At 66.4% G+C, this 19,595-nt stretch carries 17 protein-coding genes; 6 read left to right on the top strand and 11 right to left on the bottom strand.

Going from position 1 to position 19,595, the window contains the following annotated elements:
• The first annotated feature begins 1 nt into the window (after position 1).
• The 3 genes from AYJ57_RS22260 to AYJ57_RS22250 are packed head-to-tail and all read left to right on the top strand — an operon-like array spanning position 2 to position 2,958.
• Positions 2-1,282 (top strand): aspartate aminotransferase family protein, encoded by a 1,281-nt coding sequence (locus AYJ57_RS22260; RefSeq protein WP_066111204.1) that lies wholly within the window; start codon positions 2-4, stop codon positions 1,280-1,282.
• Complete coding sequence (locus tag AYJ57_RS22255; protein WP_083191469.1) at positions 1,275-1,982, top strand: GntR family transcriptional regulator; 708 nt, start codon at positions 1,275-1,277, stop codon at positions 1,980-1,982. Before AYJ57_RS22260 ends, AYJ57_RS22255 begins: the two co-directional genes overlap by 8 nt.
• A gap of 37 nt (positions 1,983-2,019) precedes the next feature.
• Positions 2,020-2,958 (top strand): aminotransferase class IV, encoded by a 939-nt coding sequence (locus tag AYJ57_RS22250; RefSeq protein ID WP_066111200.1) that lies wholly within the window; start codon positions 2,020-2,022, stop codon positions 2,956-2,958.
• A gap of 54 nt (positions 2,959-3,012) precedes the next feature.
• On the opposite strand, the gene AYJ57_RS22245 is transcribed toward AYJ57_RS22250, so the two are convergent.
• The 10 genes from AYJ57_RS22245 to AYJ57_RS22200 all read right to left on the bottom strand — a co-directional run bounded on the left by AYJ57_RS22245 (position 3,013) and on the right by AYJ57_RS22200 (position 13,593).
• Complete coding sequence (locus AYJ57_RS22245) at positions 3,013-5,673, bottom strand: Hint domain-containing protein (protein ID WP_066111198.1); 2,661 nt, start codon at positions 5,671-5,673, stop codon at positions 3,013-3,015.
• Between the two features lie 179 nt (positions 5,674-5,852).
• Entirely contained in the window at positions 5,853-6,242 is a 390-nt protein-coding gene (locus tag AYJ57_RS22240; RefSeq protein WP_066111196.1) for a RidA family protein, read from the bottom strand.
• Positions 6,243-6,259: 17 nt separating this feature from the next.
• Complete coding sequence (locus AYJ57_RS22235) at positions 6,260-6,871, bottom strand: TetR family transcriptional regulator C-terminal domain-containing protein (RefSeq protein ID WP_066111194.1); 612 nt, start codon at positions 6,869-6,871, stop codon at positions 6,260-6,262.
• The gene (locus AYJ57_RS22230) at positions 6,846-7,490 is read right to left on the bottom strand and encodes an NAD(P)H-dependent oxidoreductase (protein ID WP_066111192.1); all 645 of its coding nucleotides are present in this window, start codon (positions 7,488-7,490) and stop codon (positions 6,846-6,848) included. The genes AYJ57_RS22235 and AYJ57_RS22230 overlap by 26 nt, the downstream gene beginning before the upstream one ends.
• An 18-nt stretch (positions 7,491-7,508) precedes the next feature.
• On the bottom strand, positions 7,509-8,519 hold the full coding sequence (locus tag AYJ57_RS22225) for an ABC transporter substrate-binding protein (protein ID WP_066111190.1): 1,011 nt from the start codon (positions 8,517-8,519) through the stop codon (positions 7,509-7,511).
• Positions 8,520-8,545: 26 nt separating this feature from the next.
• A complete protein-coding gene (locus AYJ57_RS22220; protein ID WP_066111188.1) occupies positions 8,546-9,937 on the bottom strand; it encodes an FAD-binding oxidoreductase in 1,392 nt (463 codons plus the stop codon).
• Complete coding sequence (locus AYJ57_RS22215; RefSeq protein ID WP_066111186.1) at positions 9,934-11,109, bottom strand: amidohydrolase family protein; 1,176 nt, start codon at positions 11,107-11,109, stop codon at positions 9,934-9,936. The genes AYJ57_RS22220 and AYJ57_RS22215 overlap by 4 nt, the downstream gene beginning before the upstream one ends.
• Position 11,110: 1 nt before the next feature.
• Complete coding sequence (locus tag AYJ57_RS22210) at positions 11,111-11,956, bottom strand: ABC transporter permease (protein WP_066111481.1); 846 nt, start codon at positions 11,954-11,956, stop codon at positions 11,111-11,113.
• 10 nt (positions 11,957-11,966) lie between these two features.
• Positions 11,967-12,782, bottom strand: coding sequence for an ABC transporter ATP-binding protein (locus AYJ57_RS22205; RefSeq protein ID WP_066111184.1), 816 nt, complete (start codon positions 12,780-12,782; stop codon positions 11,967-11,969).
• A 10-nt stretch (positions 12,783-12,792) separates the two neighbouring features.
• Positions 12,793-13,593, bottom strand: a complete 801-nt coding sequence (locus AYJ57_RS22200; RefSeq protein ID WP_066111182.1) for a creatininase family protein — start codon at positions 13,591-13,593, stop codon at positions 12,793-12,795.
• 405 nt (positions 13,594-13,998) lie between these two features.
• Here AYJ57_RS22200 and AYJ57_RS22195 point away from each other — a divergent pair, with 405 nt between their 5' ends.
• The 3 genes from AYJ57_RS22195 (at position 13,999) to AYJ57_RS22185 (ending at position 18,870) form a co-directional block, all read left to right on the top strand.
• Positions 13,999-14,922: a helix-turn-helix domain-containing protein gene (locus tag AYJ57_RS22195; protein WP_066111479.1), complete on the top strand. Its 924-nt coding sequence runs from the start codon at positions 13,999-14,001 to the stop codon at positions 14,920-14,922.
• 44 nt (positions 14,923-14,966) lie between these two features.
• A complete protein-coding gene (locus tag AYJ57_RS22190; RefSeq protein ID WP_066111180.1) occupies positions 14,967-17,081 on the top strand; it encodes a TonB-dependent receptor in 2,115 nt (704 codons plus the stop codon).
• 88 nt (positions 17,082-17,169) lie between these two features.
• Entirely contained in the window at positions 17,170-18,870 is a 1,701-nt protein-coding gene (locus AYJ57_RS22185; RefSeq protein WP_066111178.1) for an ABC transporter ATP-binding protein, read from the top strand.
• Positions 18,871-18,936: 66 nt separating this feature from the next.
• Here the strand turns inward: AYJ57_RS22185 and AYJ57_RS22180 are convergent, their stop codons facing one another.
• Positions 18,937-19,590, bottom strand: a complete 654-nt coding sequence (locus tag AYJ57_RS22180) for a MotE family protein (protein ID WP_066111176.1) — start codon at positions 19,588-19,590, stop codon at positions 18,937-18,939.
• Positions 19,591-19,595 lie beyond the last annotated feature (5 nt).

The following is a 19,595-nucleotide window of genomic DNA, read 5'->3' as shown; positions in this document are numbered from 1 at the left end:
CATGACCGATCTCGCCACCCGCCGCGCGCGCACGCTGGGGCCCGCCTACCGGCATTTCTATGACGCGCCGCTCTATCCGGTGCGGGGGCGGGGCGTCGAGCTTTGGGACGCCGAGGGGCGGCGCTATCTCGACGCCTACAACAACGTGCCATCCGTGGGCCATTGCCACCCGCGCGTGACCGAGGCGCTGGCACGGCAGGCAGAGATCCTCAACACCCACACGCGCTACATGCACGAGGCGGTGGTGACCTATGGCGAGCGGCTCACCGGGCTCTTCGATCCTGCGCTGTCGCAGGTCATGTTCACCTGCACCGGCAGCGAGGCAAACGATCTGGCGCTGCGTCTGGTGCGGGCGGTGACCGGGCGCAGCGGCATCATCGTGACCTCGAACGCCTATCACGGCGTGACGCTGGCGCTGGCCGAGATGTCGCCCTCGCTGGGGGCGCACAACCCGCTTGGCGCGCATGTGCGCACCGTCGCACCGCCGAGCGGCGCAGACGGGGGCACGCGCTTTGCCGCGGATGTGCGCGCGGCGATCGCCTCGCTCGAAGAGGCGGGCATTCAGGCGGGCGCTCTGCTGTTCGACACGGCGTTCGCGTCGGATGGGCTGCGGCTCGACCAGCCGGGCTGCATCGCCGGGGCGGTTGCCGAGATCAGGGCCGCGGGCGGGCTGTGGATCGCCGACGAAGTGCAGGCCGGGCTCGGCCGCATCGGCAGCCACATGTGGGCCTACGAGCGCCACGGCGTGCGGCCCGATATCGTCACGCTGGGCAAACCACTGGGCGCGGGGCATCCGATCGCCGCCATGGTCACCCGCCCCGATCTGCTGGCAGAATTTGGCAAGAAGACGCGGTATTTCAACACATTCGGCGGCAATCCCGTCTCTGCGGCGGTGGGTCTTGCGGTGCTCGACGTGATCGAGGAAGAGGCGCTGATGCAGAACGCAGCCCAAACTGGCGCGCGGCTGCTGAGCGGGCTGCGGGATCTGGCGGCCCGGCATCCCGAGGCTGTCGCCGACGTCCGCGGCACCGGGCTCTACGCGGCGCTCGAACTGCGCGGCACGCCCGAGGCGGCGGGGCAGGGGATCACGTGGCTGACCAATGAGATGCGCCGTCGCGGCATCCTTCTTGGCAGTTGCGGTGCCCATAGCGAGGCGCTGAAAATCCGTCCGCCGCTGCCGTTCTCGTCGCAGAACGTCGAGGAACTGGTGACCGCGCTGGATGCCGCCCTGTCCGACGATGCGCTTCTGCAGACGCTGGGCAAAAGCGCGCAGAATGTCTGAGACGCGGGACCTCTCCACAGCCAGCGGGGCGGGTATGAAGCCCATTGCCTCGGGGAGCCTTTCGGCCCGCGCCTATGAGGCCATGCGGCAGGGGCTGATCGACGGCGCGTTTCACCCGGGCCAGCGCCTCATCCTGCAGGATCTGGCCAATCACTTCGGCACGTCGATCACTCCGGCCCGCGAGGCGGCGATGCGGCTGGTCAGCGAGGGCGGGCTGGAATTGCGCTCGGGGCGGTTCCTGCATGTGCCGGGGATGGATCGGGACCGCTACCTCGAAGTGCGCGCCATGCGCATCGAGCTTGAGGGGCTCGCCGCGCGTATGGCGGCAAGCGCCTGCACCGCCGCTGATCTGATGGAGTTGCGCGAAATACAGGACCGCTACGCCGCTTCGGATGCGCCCGGTCAGGCCGCCGAGGCGGCATTGCTCAACCGACGCTTCCATGCCGGTGTCTACAAGCTGTCGCGGATGCCGCTGCTCATCGGCCATATCGAGCAGCTGTGGGTGGCCATGGGGCCGATGCTGAACGTTTTCTACGACCTCTCGGAGCGGCGTTATTTCGGGGCCGAGGTGCATGAAGCCGTGCTGGCCGCATTGGCCGCGGGGGACGGCGCCGCCGCCGAGCTGCAGATCCAGACGGACATCGCCAATGGCACCTCCAGCTTCCTGCAGCATTTCGATCAGCTCAGCGAAGGCAGCTGATCCCCAGTCCGGCCAAGCGCCGAAGGAGACACCGAACATGGACACGCATCTCGACCTGCAGCCTGCACCGCCCCGCGAGGACGCGCAGTGGCCTAAGGGCGCCGCCTATCTCGACGGCACCTTCATGCCCGCTGCCGAGGCGCGGATCCCGGCGGGCGACTGGGGCTACCGGCGCTCGGATGTCACCTATGACGTGGTTGGGGTCTGGGATGGCTGCTTTTTCCGGCTCGACGATCATATCGCGCGGTTCCGGGCCTCGATGACCCGGCTGCGCATGCAGCCACGGGAGAGCGACGCTGAGATCCGCGAGATCCTGATCGAGACCGTGCGCCGCTCTGGCCTGCGATCGGCCTATGTGTCGATGGATTGCCTGCGCGGCACGCCCGCGCCCGGTGCGCCGCGCATTCCCTCGTCGGCGCGCCCGTGGCTGCTGTGTCAGGCGCTGCCATGGGTCTGGGTCGCCAGCCTTGAGCAACAGCGCAAGGGGGTCAGCCTGATGATCCCCGAGGTCCGGCGCATCCCGGCGGAGAGCTTCGATCCGCGGGTGAAGAATTTCCACTGGGGAGACCTGACCGACGGCCTGTTCGAGGCCGAAGCCGCGGGAGCCGATTTCCCGATCCTTCTCGACGGCGCGGGTCATGTGACCGAGGGGCCGGGGTTCAACGTCTTCTGCGTTGTCCAAGGCAAGGTGCTGAGCCCGCGCAGCGGCGCGCTCGAAGGGATCACCCGCCGCTCGGTGCTCGAGCTGTGCGAGGATCTGAGGCTGCCCTTCGAGGTGCGCGATATCCCCGCCGAGGAGTTCCGCGGCGCCGATGAGATCTTCTGCGCGACGACAGCGGGAGGGGTCTGGGGTGCGCGGCGCATAGACGGGCGCGCTCTTGGCAATGATGCGCCGGGCGAGATCACCGAGCGCCTGCGCACGCGCTTCTGGCGCAAGCGGGCCGAAGGCTGGCACGCAACTCCTGTCACAGCGTGAGCGTGCCCTGGGCTGCGGGACGACCCGTGTAATCTGTCTTATGGTTAATTTTCTTTAAGCCTTCGCGCGCCGTGGTAGGCCATAGTCCGGCCCGGGCAGCAACGGCAGCAGCGGGCCGTCGCCGCTGCGCATATCGGCGCCGGGCAACACCGGCAGCACGGCGGGACCATAGAGGGCGCTCACCGGCTCGAGGCCCCAGATGGCAGGCGCGAGCTCGGGTTTGACCGAGGCGAGTTCAAGCTGTGCCTTGGGGCCGAGCGCGCGCAGCGCCGTGGGACCGGGCCAGAGGCTTTCGACCAGCAGACCGCCTGCATTCAGCAGCGCGTGGCTGGGCAGCAGCAGATGGTGGTAGCTGACCCCGCGCACCCCACGCGCAAGCCGCAGGCGGCTGCCGCGGCGCTGCGCCAGATGCCCGGCGCGGGCCAGCGCGGGCTGGCCGCTGGCGGGGTCGGTGACCGCGATGCAATGCTGGCGCGACAGGCGCAGCTCGGCAGCATTGCCAAGCGCGCCGGGCTGGATCACCACCGGGGCAAGCATCGGGTCGGCCTCGATCTCATCGCCGGTCACGCTGCGCGCCCCGGCCCAGAGGATCGGTTGCGCGCCGCTTTCGGTCATCACCAGATCGCCGGACTGCAGATCCTCGACCGGGGTCCAGCCGCCCGGTGTCGCAATCGGTGTGCCCGCCACCAGACAGGGCACCCCCATGGCATAAAGCGTCTGATCGGCGGTGACGCTTGCCGGGGAAACCCCCATCAGCACAACGCTCTCGCCGGTCGGGAAGGTCAGTACGGCATTGCCCGAGCCGTCGTCGCTGACCACGACATCCCATGTGTTGACCGTCTCGCCCGCGTCGTCGAGAAGCCCGCTGGTGTTGAGCTGGTCGATGGTGCGATTGTCACCGTCCAGCGTCATGTCGAAGTCGGTGATCGTGTCGGCGCCGCCGTCGGTGGTCAGGGTGAAACTGTCGCTGCCCGCGCCGCCGGTCAGCGTGTCATCGCCCTCGCCGCCGGTGATCGTGTCGCTGCCATCTCCGCCGCTGATCGAATCCGCGCCGCTGCCACCGGTGAGGCTGTCGTCGCCCGCGAGACCATAAAGCTCCGCGTCGGCGTCGCTGGCCGAGGCGTCGATCGTGTCGCTGCCGGACCCGCCGACAACCTGCTCGATTTCCCAGAACTGGCCGGTGGAGCCAGCGGCACCCACCTCGTAGCTGCCGAACTCCCAGCCGTCGAAGGTGACCGAGACCGGGTCCGTCGCATAGCTGAAGTCGAGCGCGTCTGTATCGCTGTCGTCGCTGTCCTCACCGCCGTAGACCATGTCGAAGTCTTCGGTGTCGGTGAAATAGAAACGGTCCGAGCCGGTGCTGCCCCACAGCCAGTCGTCGCCGGCGCCGCCCCAGAGCAGGTCGTCGCCAGCGGCGCCGTCCATCGAGTCGTTGCCGTCCTCGCCGAGCAGGTAGTCGTTGCCGTCCGCGCCCCAGATGGTGTCGGCCCCGGTGCCACCCCAGAGCGTGTCGCTGCCAAGGCCGCCATCGAGTGTGTCGGCACCATCTTCGCCGTAGATAAGATCGGTGCCGCCGTTGCCTTGGAGCGAGTCGTCGCCGGTCCCGCCCCAGAGCTCGTCAGCACCCGTGCCGCCGGAGATGCTGTCGTTGTCGGCGTCGCCATAGACCGTGTCATTGCCCGACCCGGCGGTGACCGTGTCGTTGCCGCTGCCGCCCCAGATGCTGTCGTCGCCGCCCTCGGCGTTGAGCTGGTCGGCCCCGGCGTCGCCATAGACCGTGTCCGCGCTGTCGCCCGAGAAGATCGTGTCGTCGCCGTCGCCGCCGTGGAACTCGTTGCCGCCGGTCAGGATCGGGCCGGTTTCGTCGTCGATACGATCGTTGCCCGCGCCGCCATAGACGGTGTTCGAGCCACTGCCCGCGTCGATCGTATCGTTGCCGTCGCCGCCATCGATATAGTCGTCGCCCGCGCCGCCCTCGATCGAGTCGTTGTCGCCCTCGGCGTAGATCGTATCGTTGCCGGCGTCGCCGTAGATGGTGTCGTTGCCGTAGCCGCCGTAGATCAGGTCGTCGCCCGCGCCGCCGTGCAACTCGTTCGCGCCGTAATATTGCGAGCCGGAAATATCGTCGATGTAGTCGTTGCCATCCCCACCGTAGACGGTGTCGGCGCCCTCGCCATAGATGATCGTGTCGTTGCCGCCGCCGCCTTCGATGGAGTCGTCGCCCGCCCCGCCATCGAGGGTTTCCGAAAAATTCCCGCCTTCCATGGTGTTGGCGTCGTCGCGCTCGTAGGCTTGCGGATCCAGCGCGCTATAGGCGACACCCTCGGCGGGCAGCGTGCCCGCGCCGCCGTAGGTGTAGGTGACGCCGGGCGTGATCGGCTGGTCGGTGGCATAGCCGACAACGCCGTAGCCTTCGATCGCCAGCTCATAGACGTTGATGGCGGTGCCATCGGGCGCGTAGACGATGTTGACGCTGCTGACGTAGAGCTTGCCCGTGGCGAGGACCGTGCCGTCGGCGTCGGTGGCCGTGGCGGTCTGCTGGCTGCCGTCGAGCGCGGCGCCGCCACCGCTGAGGTAATCCTCATCGTCGGTGACCGCGACGGTGACCCGCTGGCTCTGTTCCCAAGTGGGCGTGACGCCGGCACCAGCCACACCATCTTCGGAAAGGTAATAATAGTCGCCTACTGAAAAGGCGCTGATTTCGTAACTTGCCACAACACACTGCCTCTCATTCGGAAGCGCGGCCGCTGTACCCGACCGTTGCGGCAGCACTGGCACGCAGCCTGTGATTTCGCAACGTCAGGCAGCCAAACGGCGCCCACAGCGTCACCGGCGCGAGAGGGTTGTTGCACGAAAGTGTCTAACTTTGCCTTAAATGCTGGCGGCACTCGCCCTTAAGAAGAAGGGCTGCGCAAAGCAATCGCCTCAATCTCGACAAGGAATTCCGGACGGGTGAAGCCGGAGACGATCATCAGAGTCGAGGCAGGCTTCACTTTCAGGTCCGCACAGGCGCGGTCGCGGGCGGCCATATAGCCCTTCATGTCTTCGCGCCGGGTGACATAGGCCGAGACCTTAAGCACATCCGAGAAATTCAGCCCGTCTTCGGCGAGGATCGCGCGCAACGCGTCAAAACAATAGTCGGCCTGCGCCTCGACGCCTTCGGGGATCGAGCCATCGGGGCGCAGCGCAAGCTGGCCCGAGGTGACGGCGATGGGCCCGGCAGAGATGCCGTGCGAGTAGTGGCCGAAGGGTGCGGCGATGGTGTCGGGGGTCAGGGATTTCATCGGGGTCTCCTTGGCGCTCAGGCCAGTCCGGCGCGCATCAGGAACAGCTGCACCGCCTCATCCGCGATGCGCTCGAACTCCAGCGCGCCCTCATCGGGCACGTCGAGCACGCGGCGGCTCTGCAACTGATAGTCGGCGTAATGCTGGGTGACGGCCCAGATGTTCATCATGAAAAGCACCGGATCCACCGGCTTCATCCGGCCCTCGTCGATCCAGCGGCGAATCACGCCCGAGGCTTCGTCAACCGAGGCGCGCAGCCCGGCCCAGTGATCCTCCATTTCGGGCGCGCCGCGCAGCAGTTCCTGCACAAAGAGCCGCGAGCCCTCCGGCTGATCGAGGCAGAGCTTCAGCTTGCGGCGCACATAGCCGGTGATCACCTCGGCGGGATCATCCTGCTCACCCTCAACGAAGAAGATGTCGCGCCACTGCGCGATGATCCCTTCGAGCACCTCGCGGTAGAGGTCCTCTTTCGAGGTGATGTAGTAATGCAGCTGCGCCTTGGTGATCCCGGCGGCCTTGGCCAATTGCTGCGTCGAGGTGCCCGCCAGCCCGGTGGCGGCAAACTCGCGCAGCGCGGCCTCACGGATCGCGCCGTGGATCTCCTTACGCTTCAGACTTGCGGCATTCATCGCCCCTACCCCTGTTCTTTTCGCCTCTAAGCCGCGACAGGCGGCGGTCGACCTTGGCCAGAAAGGCCTTCAGGTCCTTGGGCTTGCGGTGGTTCATGTCGTGTAGCTGCAACCACGTGATCCGGCAACGCGGATGAAACAGCACCCGGTAGCCGCGCGTCAGCATAGAGCGTCCGGGATCGCGGATCAGCCGCAGCCACCACCAAGGAGAGCCCGAGGTGGTGATCACCGCCAGATGGCGGATGTTCTGCAGCTTGCCGGTGGCGCGCTTCTTGGTGGCACTGGCCACATCGAAGGCGACGCCGGGCAGCCAGACCCGCTCCATCCAGCCCTTGAGGATGGCAGGCGGGCCGTACATCCACGTCGGATAGACCATCACCAGCGCCTCGGCCCGGCGCAGGGCCGAGACATGGCGGTCCAGTTTGGCGACCAGCCGGTCGGTATCGTTCAGGTAGTCGGCCCAATCCTCGGCGGTGAGCACCGGATCGAAGCCTTCGGCGTAGAGGTCGATCACCTCGACCTCATGCCCGGCGCGCAGCAGGCTCTCGCGCGCGGTGGCAAAGAGGGCGGCGCCATAGCTTTCGCGGCCCGGATGGGCAAAAATGATCAGCACACGCATGACGCCGCCCTCTGCCGGTCAGTTGCCTTCGGCGGCGGCTTTGATGTCCATGCCGTGGCGCTGGTTGACGAAGGAGGTGTTGGCCACTTTGGTCAGATCAACCGAGCCCTCTTCGAGGATGCCGCTGTTCACCGCCGTCTCGTAGAATTTGGCGATCCGCGCCTCGGTCAGCGCGCCAATGCCCAGATCCAGCGCGTCGCCGCTGTCGATGATGCCGAGCTTGGCCATCTGCGCCATTTCGGTGTCCAGTTTCTCGACGGTCAGATCGGGGTTGGCCTCGATGATCGCCTCGTACCCGGCGGTGTGATCGCCGTAGAGGAAGGTGTACCAGCCTTCGATCGAGGCATCGACAAAGCGCTGCACCACGTCCGGGTTCTCGTCGATCATTTGCTGGCGGGTCTCGATGGTGGTGGCGTAGGTGTTCCAGCCATAGTCCGCCATCAGATAGGTCGCCACATCCGCGCCCTCAGCGGCGGCGTAGAGCGGCTCGGCGGTGGCATAGGCCTGCTGCACCATCTTCTCGTCGCCGAGGAACTGCGCGAGATTATAGCCATAGGGGCGCACCTGCTCGTCGCGGAAGCCAAAGTCCTGCACCATCCACTTCCAGTAGGAGAACTGGCCGTCCTTGCTGAGCAGGATCTCGGGCGCGCTGGCGAGGTCTTCCCAGCTCTCATAGGCACCTTCATGGGCGATCAGCGCCTGCGGGTCCTTCTGGAAGATCGCGGCGACGACCGTGGTGGGGATGCCATTGCGCACGTTGTCGAACGACAGCAGCAGGTTGCCCGCCATCAGGAAATCGAGTTTGCCCGCGATCAGCATGGGGCGGTTGTTCACCTGCGGGCCGCCCTGACGGATCTCGACCTCAAGGCCGTATTTCTCGTAGGTGCCGTCCGCCAGCGCCTGATAGAAACCGCCGTGGCCGCCCTGTGCCAGCCAGTTGGTGCCGAAGACAATCTTGTCACCGGCGAAAGCGGCGGAGGCGGCCAGCGATGCGGCGAGTGCCGTCAGCGAAATTCCGAGTTTGGTCATGGTTTTGGTCCTGTTGGTGGGTCTTGTTATGCGCTGCGCGCCATGTCGGGGCGCCAGCCCCGGGTCTTGCCCGGGTTCATCAACCCGTAGGGATCGGCGCGTTTCTTGAAGTCGATCTGCGCCGTGTCGATGGTTTTCATGCCGCCATCCTCGATGGTGACCACATGCGGATCGAAGATCGTGCAGCCGTCGGCCTCCAGCTCTGCGATCAGCGCGTACATCGCGTCCTTGCCGCGGAAGCGCACCAGCGGCAGGGCGAAGATCTGGATCTCGCCGTCCTGCCGCGCCATCTCGTGGTGCCAGAACATCTCGTCGCCGTAGCGCGCCATCTGGCGCATCACCAGATCGATGTCGAAGGGCCGCGGATAGGCGACCTGCAGGTAGGTCCAGCCCTTGTCCACCTTCAGCGCCTGCAGCGTGGTGTGGTTCCAGCCGCATTCATAAGCGGGCTGCAGGCGGTTGGCGTGAATCTCTTCCATGCTCATGGCAAAGGAGATCGTGGCGCCCTCGGCCTCGGCCCTTGCGCGGAAACGGTCCATGTCGCTGGGAGCGACCATGGCGAAGACGGCGTCGCGATCTTCGGGGAAATAGCCCTCGAACTTACGATAGTAGGGGGCAAAGCGGCGCTCCACCGGGGTCAGCAGGTAGCAATCCAGCCCGTCCTCCTGCGCAGCGGTGGCAAAGCGCAATGCCTTGTCGTAGCCATCAAAGAGCGCGGCGGTGTGCAGCCAGTCGGTCGAGGGGGTGAGCGCAAGGCCGACCTCCAGCACGATGCCGTTGGTGCCATAGGCGTGGTGCACCTTCTGCACGTCCGCACCGCGCAATTCGATCACCTGCGGCTCTTCTTCGAGCGTCAGCACCTTGAGATAGGTGAGGTTGCCCTCATCCCGCAGCATCCCGTGGCGCAGCGAGCCAATGCCGCCCGAGCCGCCCGCGATGAAGCCGCCGATGGTGGCGAGGCTGCGGGTCGAGGGATACATGGTCAGCTCCTGCCCGGTCTCGCGCGCCGCATCGTCGAGCTTGGACATGCGGATGCCCGCCTCCACATGGGCGTGGCCGGGGGTGATCTCAAGGATCCGGTTCAGCCGCGTGAGGTCGACAACCAGCCCGCCTTCGAGCGGCACGCATTGCCCGTAGTTGCCGGTGCCGCCGCCGCGCAGGGTGACCGGCACCTTGTGGCGCGCGGCGGCAGCGGCGACGCGGATCACCTCGTCCTGCGTTTGCGGGATCACCACCAGTTCGGCGCGCTTGTCCTTCAGTTCGGCTTCAAGGATCTGGCTGTACCAGAAGTAATCCTTGGACCTCGCTTCGAGCGCACGTTCGTCGTCATAAAAGCGCAGCCCGTCGAGTTCCTGTCGCAGCGCGGCGAGCGCCTCGGCGTGGCGGCCCTGTGGTTCGGCCAGTTGCGTATCGGTCATGCGGGGTCTCCGGAGGTCTCGGGGATGGGGGCGCCATCGCGCCAGACGGTGCGGACCGCGCGCGGGCGGTTCAGCGCATCGTCAAGGCTGCTGGCGGCGATATGGATGAAATCGGCGGGGGCACTGGCCTTGATCTGAACGTCATGCCCGAGCCACTGCGCCGGGGTCTCGGTGACGCTGGACAGCCAGCCTGCCGGGTCGAGGTGCCCGGCGAGCACGGCCATCCGATAGACGTCGAAGAGGTCGTAGTCGCCCTGCGGGTAGAACGGATCGCACACATTGTCCGAAGCCAGCATCACCGGCATCCCGGCAGCGCGCGCCTCATGCACCGGCGCCAGCCCGCGCAGCCGCGGCGTGCGACCGGGGGTGGCGTCCTGCAAAAAGGCGTTGGTGGTCGGCAGGGTGCAAAGGGCCATCTCAGCCTGCCCTGCCCGTCCCAGTAGATCGGCGACCTCGCCCTCGGAACGAACCGAAAGCGCACAGCAATGGCCCACCAGCACCCGGCCCCCCATGCCCCGCGCTTCGGTCTCGTGCAGGATCGCGTCGAGCCCCTGCGCTTCCGGGTCCAGCCCCTCGTCCACGTGGAAATCAAGCTGCAGGTCGTGCTTTTCGGCCAGATCGAAGACCGCGCGCAGCTTTCCGGGGATGTCGTCGTTGCGGTAGACGAAGGCACCCAGTACGGCGCCGGTCCCGGCGATCTCCTGCGCGATCCGCGCGCCAAGATCGGCAAAGGCATCCAGCGGGGTCAGCGTGGCAAGCTGCAGATCGACGCTGCCGCGCCATTCCTCGGCCAGTGCGCGCAGCACCGGCAGCGCCTCGGGCATCTCCGCCTCGGTCCAGTCCACGTGGCTGCGCATTGCCTTGGTGCCATTGGCGAAGGCGCGGCGCAGCCCGCGCGCGGCGCGCTGGCGCAGGTCGCTGGCGGTCCAGTTTGGCTTGTCCCCGGCCATCAGCTCGATGGCGTCATGCAGCGACTTCGGCCGGCTCGGCACGCGGGCGACGGTGAAAGTCTTGTCGAGATGCACATGCGCGTCGGCAAAGCAGGGCAGCAGCAGCCCGCCCCCCTGCGCTTCGGACGGGGCGAGCGCCGTGATCCGTGCGCCCTCCAGCGTCACGTCCCACTGCCCCTCGCGCCCGGGCAGCGCGACGCCGTTCAACGTGGTCACGCTCATCTCAACCCTGCCGCTTGATCTCGCTCTCGTGCCAGTGACCCAGCACGGCGCGCGAGAGCCACGAGGTGGCGAGGAAGATCACAATGCCCAGCATCGACACCAAGAAAAGCGCCGCGAACATGCGGGGGATCTCGCCCCGGAAGCTGCTTTCGAGGATGCGCGAGGCCAGCCCCGTGTTCTGCCCGGCGGTGCCCGCGACGAACTCGGCCACCACGGCGCCGATCAGCGCGAGGCCCCCGGCGATCTTCAGCGCGGCCATGAAATAGGGCAGCGCCGAGGGGATCAGCAGGTAGCGCAGGCGCTGCCATTTGCTGGCACCGTAGAGGGTAAAGAGGTCGCGCAGGTTGTGGTCGGCGCTGCGCATGCCGATGGCGGTGTTCGACAGGATCGGAAAGAAGGCGACGATCCACGCGCAGATCAGCAGCGCCGCGAAGGTGCTGTCCACATAGATCAGGATCAGCGGCGCGATGGCCACCACCGGTGTCACCTGCAGGATCACCGCGAAGGGAAAGAGGCTGCGCTCGACGGTGCGCGAGAGCGCAAAGATCATTCCCAGCGCCACGCCCCCGATGATCGCGAGCCCTAGCGACAGCAGCGTCAGCTTCACGGTGAACCATGCGCTCGACAGCAGCGAAGGCCCGTCGGTCCAGAGCGTCTTGGCGATGAGGCTGGGCGCCGGGATCAGGTAGTGCGGGATCTCGTTATAGCGCACGAGGAATTCCCACAGCCCAAGCGCGCAGAGCAGCGCGGCGCAGGGCATGAGGATTTGCAGGTGCCGCTCGCGGCGCGCAGCGCGCAGCGCGGGGTATTCTGCGGTGTCTTTTGCGGGGGTGGCCTGCGGGGCCATGGTCACGGGGTCAGTGGTTGAGGTCGACATCGTCCATGGTCCCTTCCAGTGCATCGGAGACGAGACGGCAGGTCTCGGCATATTCAGGCGTGGTGCGGTAGTGCGCGTCGCGGGCAGAGGCATCGGGCAGCGCCACGTCGTGCACCACGCGGCCCGGACGCGGCGCCATCACCACGACGCGGCTCGACAGGTAGACGCTCTCGAACACCGAATGGGTCACGAAGATCACCGTCAGCCCGTTGCGCCGCCAGAGGTTCAGCACGTCGTTGTTGAGCTTGAAGCGGGTCATCTCGTCGAGCGCCGCAAAGGGCTCGTCCATCAGCAGCAGCTTGGGCTTCGTCACCATGGCGCGGGCGATCGAGACGCGCATCTTCATGCCGCCCGACAGCTCGCGCGGGTAGCTCTCGGCGAATTTCGCAAGCCCGACCATCTCCAGCGCCTCGGTCACCTGCGCTGCAGCCTCGCGGCGGCTGAGCCCGCGCAGCTTTAGCGGCAGATAGACATTGTCGAAGACCGTGGCCCAAGGCATCAGCGTCGGCTCTTGGAAGACGAAGCTGACATCGCCGCCCTGCACGCCCTCTCCGGGGGCGTGGCCGTTGACGGTGATCTGGCCCGAGGACGGTGCCAGCAGCCCCGAGATCATCCGCAGCGCCGTCGACTTGCCGCAGCCTGAGGGCCCGAGAAGACTGACGAACTCGCCTTGCCGGATGGTGAGGTCCATGTCCTGCAGCGCCAGCGTGCCATTGTCGAAACGCTTGAAGACGTGGGACATCTCGATCTGCGCGGCGGCCTGCACAGAGGGGGTGGCGGAGGTGTCGAGGGGCATGGCGGGCTCCTTACCAGTCGGGATGCGCATCAAGGCGCGACAGCGGCGCGCGGTCGATCTCGTCGAAGATCCGTGTGAGCTGTGTCACCGCGTGATCGAGCGTCGCCTCGCCTTTTTCGGCGCTGGCGAGATGTGCCTCGCCGCAGGCTCCTGCGCTACTGAGATCCTGCGTCAGCCACGCCGGTTTCGCCGGTCCGGGCAGCGCGATCGAAGGGGTCTCCTGCGCCCAGACCTCTGCCTGAGAGGGGAAATCACGGGCCTGCGACATGTCGACGTTCGCAGGGTCCAGCGTCAGCATCACCGAGGTTTCCATGTCGCCCGCGTGAATGCCGTGGCGGCGCTCACGCTCGGAATAGACCCCCTCGGGCATCCCGGCGGCGAACCAACTCAGGGCAAAGGCCATCATCTGGTGCTTCTCGCGCAGCTCGCGGGCGACGATGTCCATGGCGGGGATATTGCCGCCGTGCCCGTTGAGCAGGACGATCTTGCGCACGCCCGAGCGCGCGACGCAGGCGCCGATCTCGGTCCATGCGCGCAGCAACGTCTCGGCCGAAAGCGTCAGGCTGCCGGGAAAGGCGCTGTGCTCATTGCTCTTGGTGATTGTCTGCGTGGGCAGGAAGACGACCGGGCTGGTCTCCGGCAGCGTCTCGGCAAGGCGTGAGACCACGCCGTTCACCGTGCAGCTGTCGACCGACATGGGCAGATGCGGGCCGTGCTGTTCAATGGCGCCCAGAGGTAGCACTGCAACCAGCTTCTCGCGGTCGAGCGCGGCAAACTCGCGGCTGCTGTAATCGGCCCAGTATCGTTTCATGCGTGCCCCTTCATCTGTCTGCCCACTCTGATTGCCCAGTGTGCTTGCCTGCGCTGCTCTATGTCGGCTCATAGCAAGTGATCAAACCAATTGGTATGAAAATGCCGGTTGCCGCAACGGCGCAGCGGGAGCTTGGCTGTGCCACGGGCAAAAGATGCATTGAAATTGTGCAAAACGCGGGCGCGTCGCGCGGTTCCGCAGGGCGGGGTGCGACAGGATCAGCCGAATCGAGCCGCGAAAAGGCTGGATGGGGCAGCGCGAAGGTCCGTTGCTTGACCAAACTACTCAGGAAAGGATATGGCGGGGTGACCCTACGGACCTGTCGGCCCGTGCGGGATCCTCTCCACGACGCTCCGCGGGGTCCCGGCCCAGCCCGGCCACCACCCTTCTTCGATGCAGGCCGCCATGACCTTCATGCCTCGCATGACCTCTCAGACCCGAGCCATCCACCCGCTGCGCCCCCTGCGCTGGCGGCGCTGGGGCGGTGCGATCGCCGATGTCTGGCACGTGCGGGGCGAGGCGGGCGGAGGCGGATTCTACAGCTCTCCCGATCCGCGGCTGGTGGTATTTCTGGGCGCGCCGGACAGCGCGCTGCGCTTGCGCACCGGCCCGGATGCGGCGTGGATGGAAGGGATCGCCGCCTTCTACATTCCAGCGGGGATGCCGCTCTGGAGCGAACTGACCGAGGGTCGGGACTATGCGCATCTCGATCTGCATCTGGAGGCGGGCCCCTTGGCGCAGCGGCTGCGCGCCCCCGGGGGCGGATCGCAGATGGAGCGTGCGCATTTCCTCTCCGGCGGCACCCGCGCTGCGGCGCTGGCGGCGATGCTGGCCGATGAGGTGCAGGCCCCTGCCCGGCCCGAGATGATGCTCGACGGGCTGCTGTCGGCCCTGCTTTGCGAAGTGCTCGACCTTGGCGTGACCGAGCAGGCCCCGCGCCGCGGCGGCCTTGCGCCGCATGTGATCCGCGATCTGCGCAGCCATGCCGTCGCGGCGCTGCACCGCCGGATCGAGGTGGCGGAACTGGCGGAACTGGCGGGCCTGTCGGAAAGCTGGCTGACCCGCGCCTTCAAGCAAAGCCTCGGCACCACGCCGCAACGCTGGCTGACGCAATTGCGGCTGGAGGCGGCGATGGCGCTGATGACCGACAGCCCCATGCCGCTTGCCGAGATCGCCGCCGAAGTGGGCTTTGCCGATCAGGCGCATCTCACCCGAGCCTTCCGCAGCGCCCATGGCGTGACGCCCGGAGCATGGCGGCGGGCGCGTTTGAGCGCGATTTCGTCAAATCGCGACGGTCTGGTTCAAGCGAGCGATGATTTCCCGAGTTAAATGCTCGGAAAATCAAAACAGACATCCGTATCGTGGGACGTGACATGACCAGCACCCTCCGCCTGTCCTTTATGGCCAGCGCCAGCCTGATCGCCATTGCCGGCGCGGCGCAGGCGCAATCCACCGCAGACCTCTTCGATCTCGGCGAGATCGTTCTTGAAGGCGAATATGATCCCTCGGATCCGGTGCCGGGCTATGTCGCGACCACCGCGCAGACCGCCACCAAAACCGGTACGCCGATCCTCGAGACGCCGCAGTCGATCTCGGTGATCACCGGCGAGCAGATCGAGGATCAGGGCGCCACCACTCTGGGCGACACGCTGGGCTATACCTCGGGCCTGCTGGCGCAGCCCTATGGCACCGACCCGCGCTTCGATGCGCCGACCATCCGCGGCTTTGATGGCAGCAACGCGCAATATCTCAACGGCCTGCGGCTGCTGCGCGACTTCGGGGCGCCTGCCTTCGAGATCTATTCGCTGGAGCGTGTCGAAGTGCTGAAGGGCCCGGCCTCGGTGCTTTATGGTGCTGGCATTCCCGGCGGCGTGATCAACCAGATCCAGAAGCGCGCGCAGTTCCTCAGCTTCGGCGAGGTCGGCGTTGGTCTCGGTGATCCCAAGGCGACCGAAGGCTTCATCGACTACAACCACGCCTTCAGCGACACCTTCGCCGCCCGCGTCACCGCCGTGGCGCGCGACAGCGAGGAAGACGTCGAGGACCTGGAAAATTCCCGCAAGTACCTCGGCCTTGCCACCCGCTGGGAGCCGACCGAAGGCACCTCGCTGCAGTTCCTCGGCTCGTGGCTGAAGGACAGCCCGATCACCCCGGCCGGTGTGCCCTATGATCTGATCGGCGATGCAGACGATGAAGACCTGCGCGAGTTCTACGCGGGCGACAGCAGCGACGATGAAAGCGAGCGCGAGACGCTTAACCTCGGCTTCGAGCTCAATCAGGAACTGAGCGCGAACTGGGAGCTGGACGTCAATTTCCGCTACCAGAAGTTCGACTGGGACTATACGGGCTTTTACGTCAACAACGGCGTGACCGACGGCGACACCATCACCCGCGGCGCCAATATCACCTCCGAGGACAGCTTCACCCAGAACCTCGACGCGCGGATCACCGGCACCGTCGACACCGGCCCGGTGGCGCATACGCTGCTCTTCGGCATGGACCTGCGCCGCTACGGCATCAAGGAATCCACCGGCTTTGCCTATGCCGACGACATCAGCTTCTCGAACCCGTCCTATAATGGCGCGAACCTTTCCGATGCGTGGTACGTCGAGACCAACGACCTGACGCTCGAGCAATTCGGCATCTACGCGCAGGACGAGATGGCCTTTGGCAACTGGCGCGCGTCGCTGGCGCTGCGCCACGACTGGGCCAGCCAGGAAGGCACCAACTGGAACAACTTCGGCGGCGCGACCGAAATTGACCAGGACGACGAGGCCACCACTGGCCGCGCGGGTCTGAGCTATGTCTTCGCCAATGGCGTTGCGCCCTACGTCAGCTACGCCACCTCTTTCGATCCCGAGATCGGGGCGGACAACAGCGGCAACACCTATGAGCCGACCAAGGGCGAGCAGTGGGAACTGGGCGTGAAATACCAGCCGCTCGGCTTCAACGGCTTCTTCAGCGCGGCGATCTATGACCTCAAGCAGACCAACCTGCTGACCGCGACGACCGACGCGAACGGCGTGGGCGATTACAATCAGATCGGCGAGGCGCGCTCGCAGGGGCTGGAACTGGAAGGCTCGGTCGATCTCGACAACGGCTGGAACCTCCGCGGTGCCTATAGCTGGAACCTCGCCGAGCAGACCGAGGGCGACAACGAGGGCAACGATCTGCCGAACGCGCCGATGCACAACGCCAGCCTCTGGGCCAACTACAGCTTTGCGCCCGATACGGTGCTGGCGGGTCTGACCGTTGGCGGTGGCGCGCGCTACATCGGCGAGCGCTACGGCGATGCGGCCAACACCTACCATATGGAAGATGTCACGCTGCTCGATCTGCAGGCGGCCTATGCGATCACCGAGGACATGCAGGTCTCGGTCAACGTCAGCAACCTGACCGACGAGGCCTATGTGGCCAACTGCGGCTCTTTCGGGTGCTACTATGGCGACGGTCGCACGGTGCAGGCGCGCCTGACTTACAAGTGGTGATCCGCGCCAGCTGACACTTCGGGGCGCCGCACGACAGGTGCGGCGCCTTTTGCCGTAGAAAGACCATACCGCCTCAGGAGACAGCCGGATGCTTCGCCAGTTCTTCGCCTACTATCGCCCCCATATGCGCCTGTTCTGGCTCGACTTCGGCTCGGCCGTCGCCTCGGGGCTGCTGGAGCTAGCTTTCCCGCTGGCCATCGCGGGCTTCATCGACCATCTGCTGCCGGGGGGCGACTGGACGCTGACCATTCTGGCGGCGATCGGGCTGGTGCTGGTCTATCTGGTCAACGCCGGGCTGATGATCGTGGTCACCTACTGGGGTCACAAGCTGGGCATCAACATCGAGACCGAGATGCGCAGCCGCGCCTTCGCCCATCTCACCAAGCTCAGTTGGCGTTGGTACGACCGCGCCGAGACCGGCAAGCTGGTGGCGCGGGTGACCCGCGACCTCGAAGAGATCGGCGAGGTCGCCCACCACGGCCCCGAGGATCTCTTTATCGCGATTATGACCTTCGCCGGGGCCTTTGGCCTGATGGCGTGGATCCATCTGCCGCTGGCGCTGATGACGCTGGTGATCGTGCCGGTGATGGTCTGGCTGGTGGCTGTCTACGGCGGGCGCATGACCCGCGCGTGGCAAGAGATCTATGGCAGGGTCGGCGCCTTCAACGTGCGTCTGGAAGAAAGCCTTGGCGGCATCCGCGTGGTGCAGGCCTTCTCGAACGAGCCGCATGAGCGCGCGCTTTTCGAAGAGGACAACCGGCGCTACCGCGAAACCAAGCTCGACGCGTACCGTGTCATGGCCAAGCTCACCGCCCTGCATTACGGCGGCATGCGGCTGGTGCAGGTGGTGGTGATGGTGGCGGGCGCGGGCTTCGTCTTTGGTGGCTCGCTCAGCGAGGGCGGATTTGTCGGCTTCCTGCTGCTGGTCAACGTCTTCTTCCGCCCGCTGGAGAAGATCGCCGCGGTGATGGAAACCTACCCGCGCGGCATCGCTGGCTTCCGCCGCTACACCGAATTGCTGGAAACCGAGGCCGATATCGCTGACGCACCGGACGCGCAGGAAGCCCCGAAATTTCGCGGCGAAATCACCTTCGATCAGGTCAGCTTTGCCTATGACGGTGCGCGCGGGGTGCTGCATGATGTCTCGCTCGACATCCATCCCGGCGAGACGGTGGCGCTGGTCGGGCCTTCGGGCGCGGGCAAGTCGAGCCTGATGGCGCTGCTGCCACGGTTCTACGAGCCCACGGGCGGCGAGATCCGCATCGACGGTGTGCCGGTCCACAAGATGACCCTCGCCTCGCTGCGCAGCCAGATCGGGCTGGTCTCGCAGGATGTCTTTCTGTTCGGCGGGACGCTGCGCGACAATATCGCCTACGGCAAACTCGGCGCGACCGAAGCGGACATCCTCGCCGCCGTGGCGCATGCCCAGCTTGGCCCGCTGGTCGAGTCCCTGCCCAAAGGGCTCGATACGGTGGTGGGCGAGCGCGGCGTGATGCTGTCGGGCGGCCAGCGCCAGCGGGTGGCCATCGCGCGGGTCTTTCTGAAGAACCCGCCGATCCTGCTGCTCGACGAGGCGACCTCGGCGCTCGACCGCACGACAGAGCGCGAGGTGCAGGCGGCGCTGTCTCGGCTGGCGGTCGGGCGGACCACGCTGGTCATCGCGCACCGGCTCAATACCGTGCGCGACGCGGATCATATCGTGGTGCTGGAGCAGGGCCGTGTGGTCGAGCGCGGCAAGCACGAGGCGCTGATCGAGGCGAAAGCGGCCTATTACGAACTGGCGAGCTGATCGCGAGCCCAGCAAAAAGCGCCGACCCACATGCGTGAGCCGGCGCTTTTCACGAGGGAAACCCGTTCAGAGTTTGATGTCGTCGAGCCGCTGGTCGCCCGGCAGCTTCGAACGCTCAAGGATGATCTGCGAGATCGCCCGCGCCCGCACCGGGTTCAGCGCGGCAAGGATCGGCGCGGCGTCGCGCTCGTTCATCGTGCCCAGCACCATGACGGAAACCTCGATGTCGAGATCGTCCATGATCACCGCCGCATCCTTGGGCTTCATGTTCCGGTAGAGCGCCACCAGCCGGTCCACATCCGATGTATGCGCGGCCTTCACCTTCTCCAGCAGACCATCGAGTTCGACCTTCAGGTCGGCCAGCCGCTGCTGTTCGACCTCCAGCGTCTCGGACGCGAGATCGAGCTCGGCTTCGCGGGCGTCGTTGCGCTCTTTCTGGGAGACCAGAAGCGCACGTTCTTCGCGGATCTCGGCCAGCAGTTCCTCGGGTCCGTCTTCGCATTGCAGCGGCGCGTCGCTGGCGGCGCTGACCTTGGGTTTGGCGGCGGGTTCCGGCTCTTCGCTGGCCGCAGCCGCCGCCGCACCGACGAAGAGCGTCTGCTCGGGTTCTGGCGGCGTGTCGGTGAGCAGCGCCAGTTTCGGCTGTTCGGCCAGTGTCAGGGCGATCTTCGAGACCACCGCGACCGCAAGGCCGATCATGACGAAGGATATCGGTCGCATTGGCA

Origin of the sequence: Salipiger sp. CCB-MM3, from assembly GCF_001687105.1 — a bacterium.
Classification (GTDB): Bacteria; Pseudomonadota; Alphaproteobacteria; order Rhodobacterales; family Rhodobacteraceae; genus Salipiger.
Note: the sequence above shows the minus strand (reverse complement) of the source record. Positions and strands in the feature narration are given on the sequence as shown.

Excerpts from the sequence above, each read along its gene's own strand:
- AYJ57_RS22195 (WP_066111479.1), top strand. The coding sequence starts at position 13,999 with ATGACCTTCATGCCTCGCATGACCTCTCAGACCCGAGCCATCCACCCG.
- AYJ57_RS22255 (WP_083191469.1), top strand. The coding sequence starts at position 1,275 with ATGTCTGAGACGCGGGACCTCTCCACAGCCAGCGGGGCGGGTATGAAG.
- AYJ57_RS22215 (WP_066111186.1), bottom strand. The coding sequence starts at position 11,109 with ATGAGCGTGACCACGTTGAACGGCGTCGCGCTGCCCGGGCGCGAGGGG.
- AYJ57_RS22260 (WP_066111204.1), top strand. The coding sequence starts at position 2 with ATGACCGATCTCGCCACCCGCCGCGCGCGCACGCTGGGGCCCGCCTAC.
- AYJ57_RS22205 (WP_066111184.1), bottom strand. The coding sequence starts at position 12,782 with ATGCCCCTCGACACCTCCGCCACCCCCTCTGTGCAGGCCGCCGCGCAG.
- AYJ57_RS22200 (WP_066111182.1), bottom strand. The coding sequence starts at position 13,593 with ATGAAACGATACTGGGCCGATTACAGCAGCCGCGAGTTTGCCGCGCTC.
- AYJ57_RS22225 (WP_066111190.1), bottom strand. The coding sequence starts at position 8,519 with ATGACCAAACTCGGAATTTCGCTGACGGCACTCGCCGCATCGCTGGCC.
- AYJ57_RS22185 (WP_066111178.1), top strand. The coding sequence starts at position 17,170 with ATGCTTCGCCAGTTCTTCGCCTACTATCGCCCCCATATGCGCCTGTTC.
- AYJ57_RS22240 (WP_066111196.1), bottom strand. The coding sequence starts at position 6,242 with ATGAAATCCCTGACCCCCGACACCATCGCCGCACCCTTCGGCCACTAC.
- AYJ57_RS22180 (WP_066111176.1), bottom strand. The coding sequence starts at position 19,590 with ATGCGACCGATATCCTTCGTCATGATCGGCCTTGCGGTCGCGGTGGTC.
- AYJ57_RS22250 (WP_066111200.1), top strand. The coding sequence starts at position 2,020 with ATGGACACGCATCTCGACCTGCAGCCTGCACCGCCCCGCGAGGACGCG.
- AYJ57_RS22235 (WP_066111194.1), bottom strand. The coding sequence starts at position 6,871 with ATGAATGCCGCAAGTCTGAAGCGTAAGGAGATCCACGGCGCGATCCGT.
- AYJ57_RS22230 (WP_066111192.1), bottom strand. The coding sequence starts at position 7,490 with ATGCGTGTGCTGATCATTTTTGCCCATCCGGGCCGCGAAAGCTATGGC.
- AYJ57_RS22190 (WP_066111180.1), top strand. The coding sequence starts at position 14,967 with ATGACCAGCACCCTCCGCCTGTCCTTTATGGCCAGCGCCAGCCTGATC.
- AYJ57_RS22210 (WP_066111481.1), bottom strand. The coding sequence starts at position 11,956 with ATGGCCCCGCAGGCCACCCCCGCAAAAGACACCGCAGAATACCCCGCG.
- AYJ57_RS22220 (WP_066111188.1), bottom strand. The coding sequence starts at position 9,937 with ATGACCGATACGCAACTGGCCGAACCACAGGGCCGCCACGCCGAGGCG.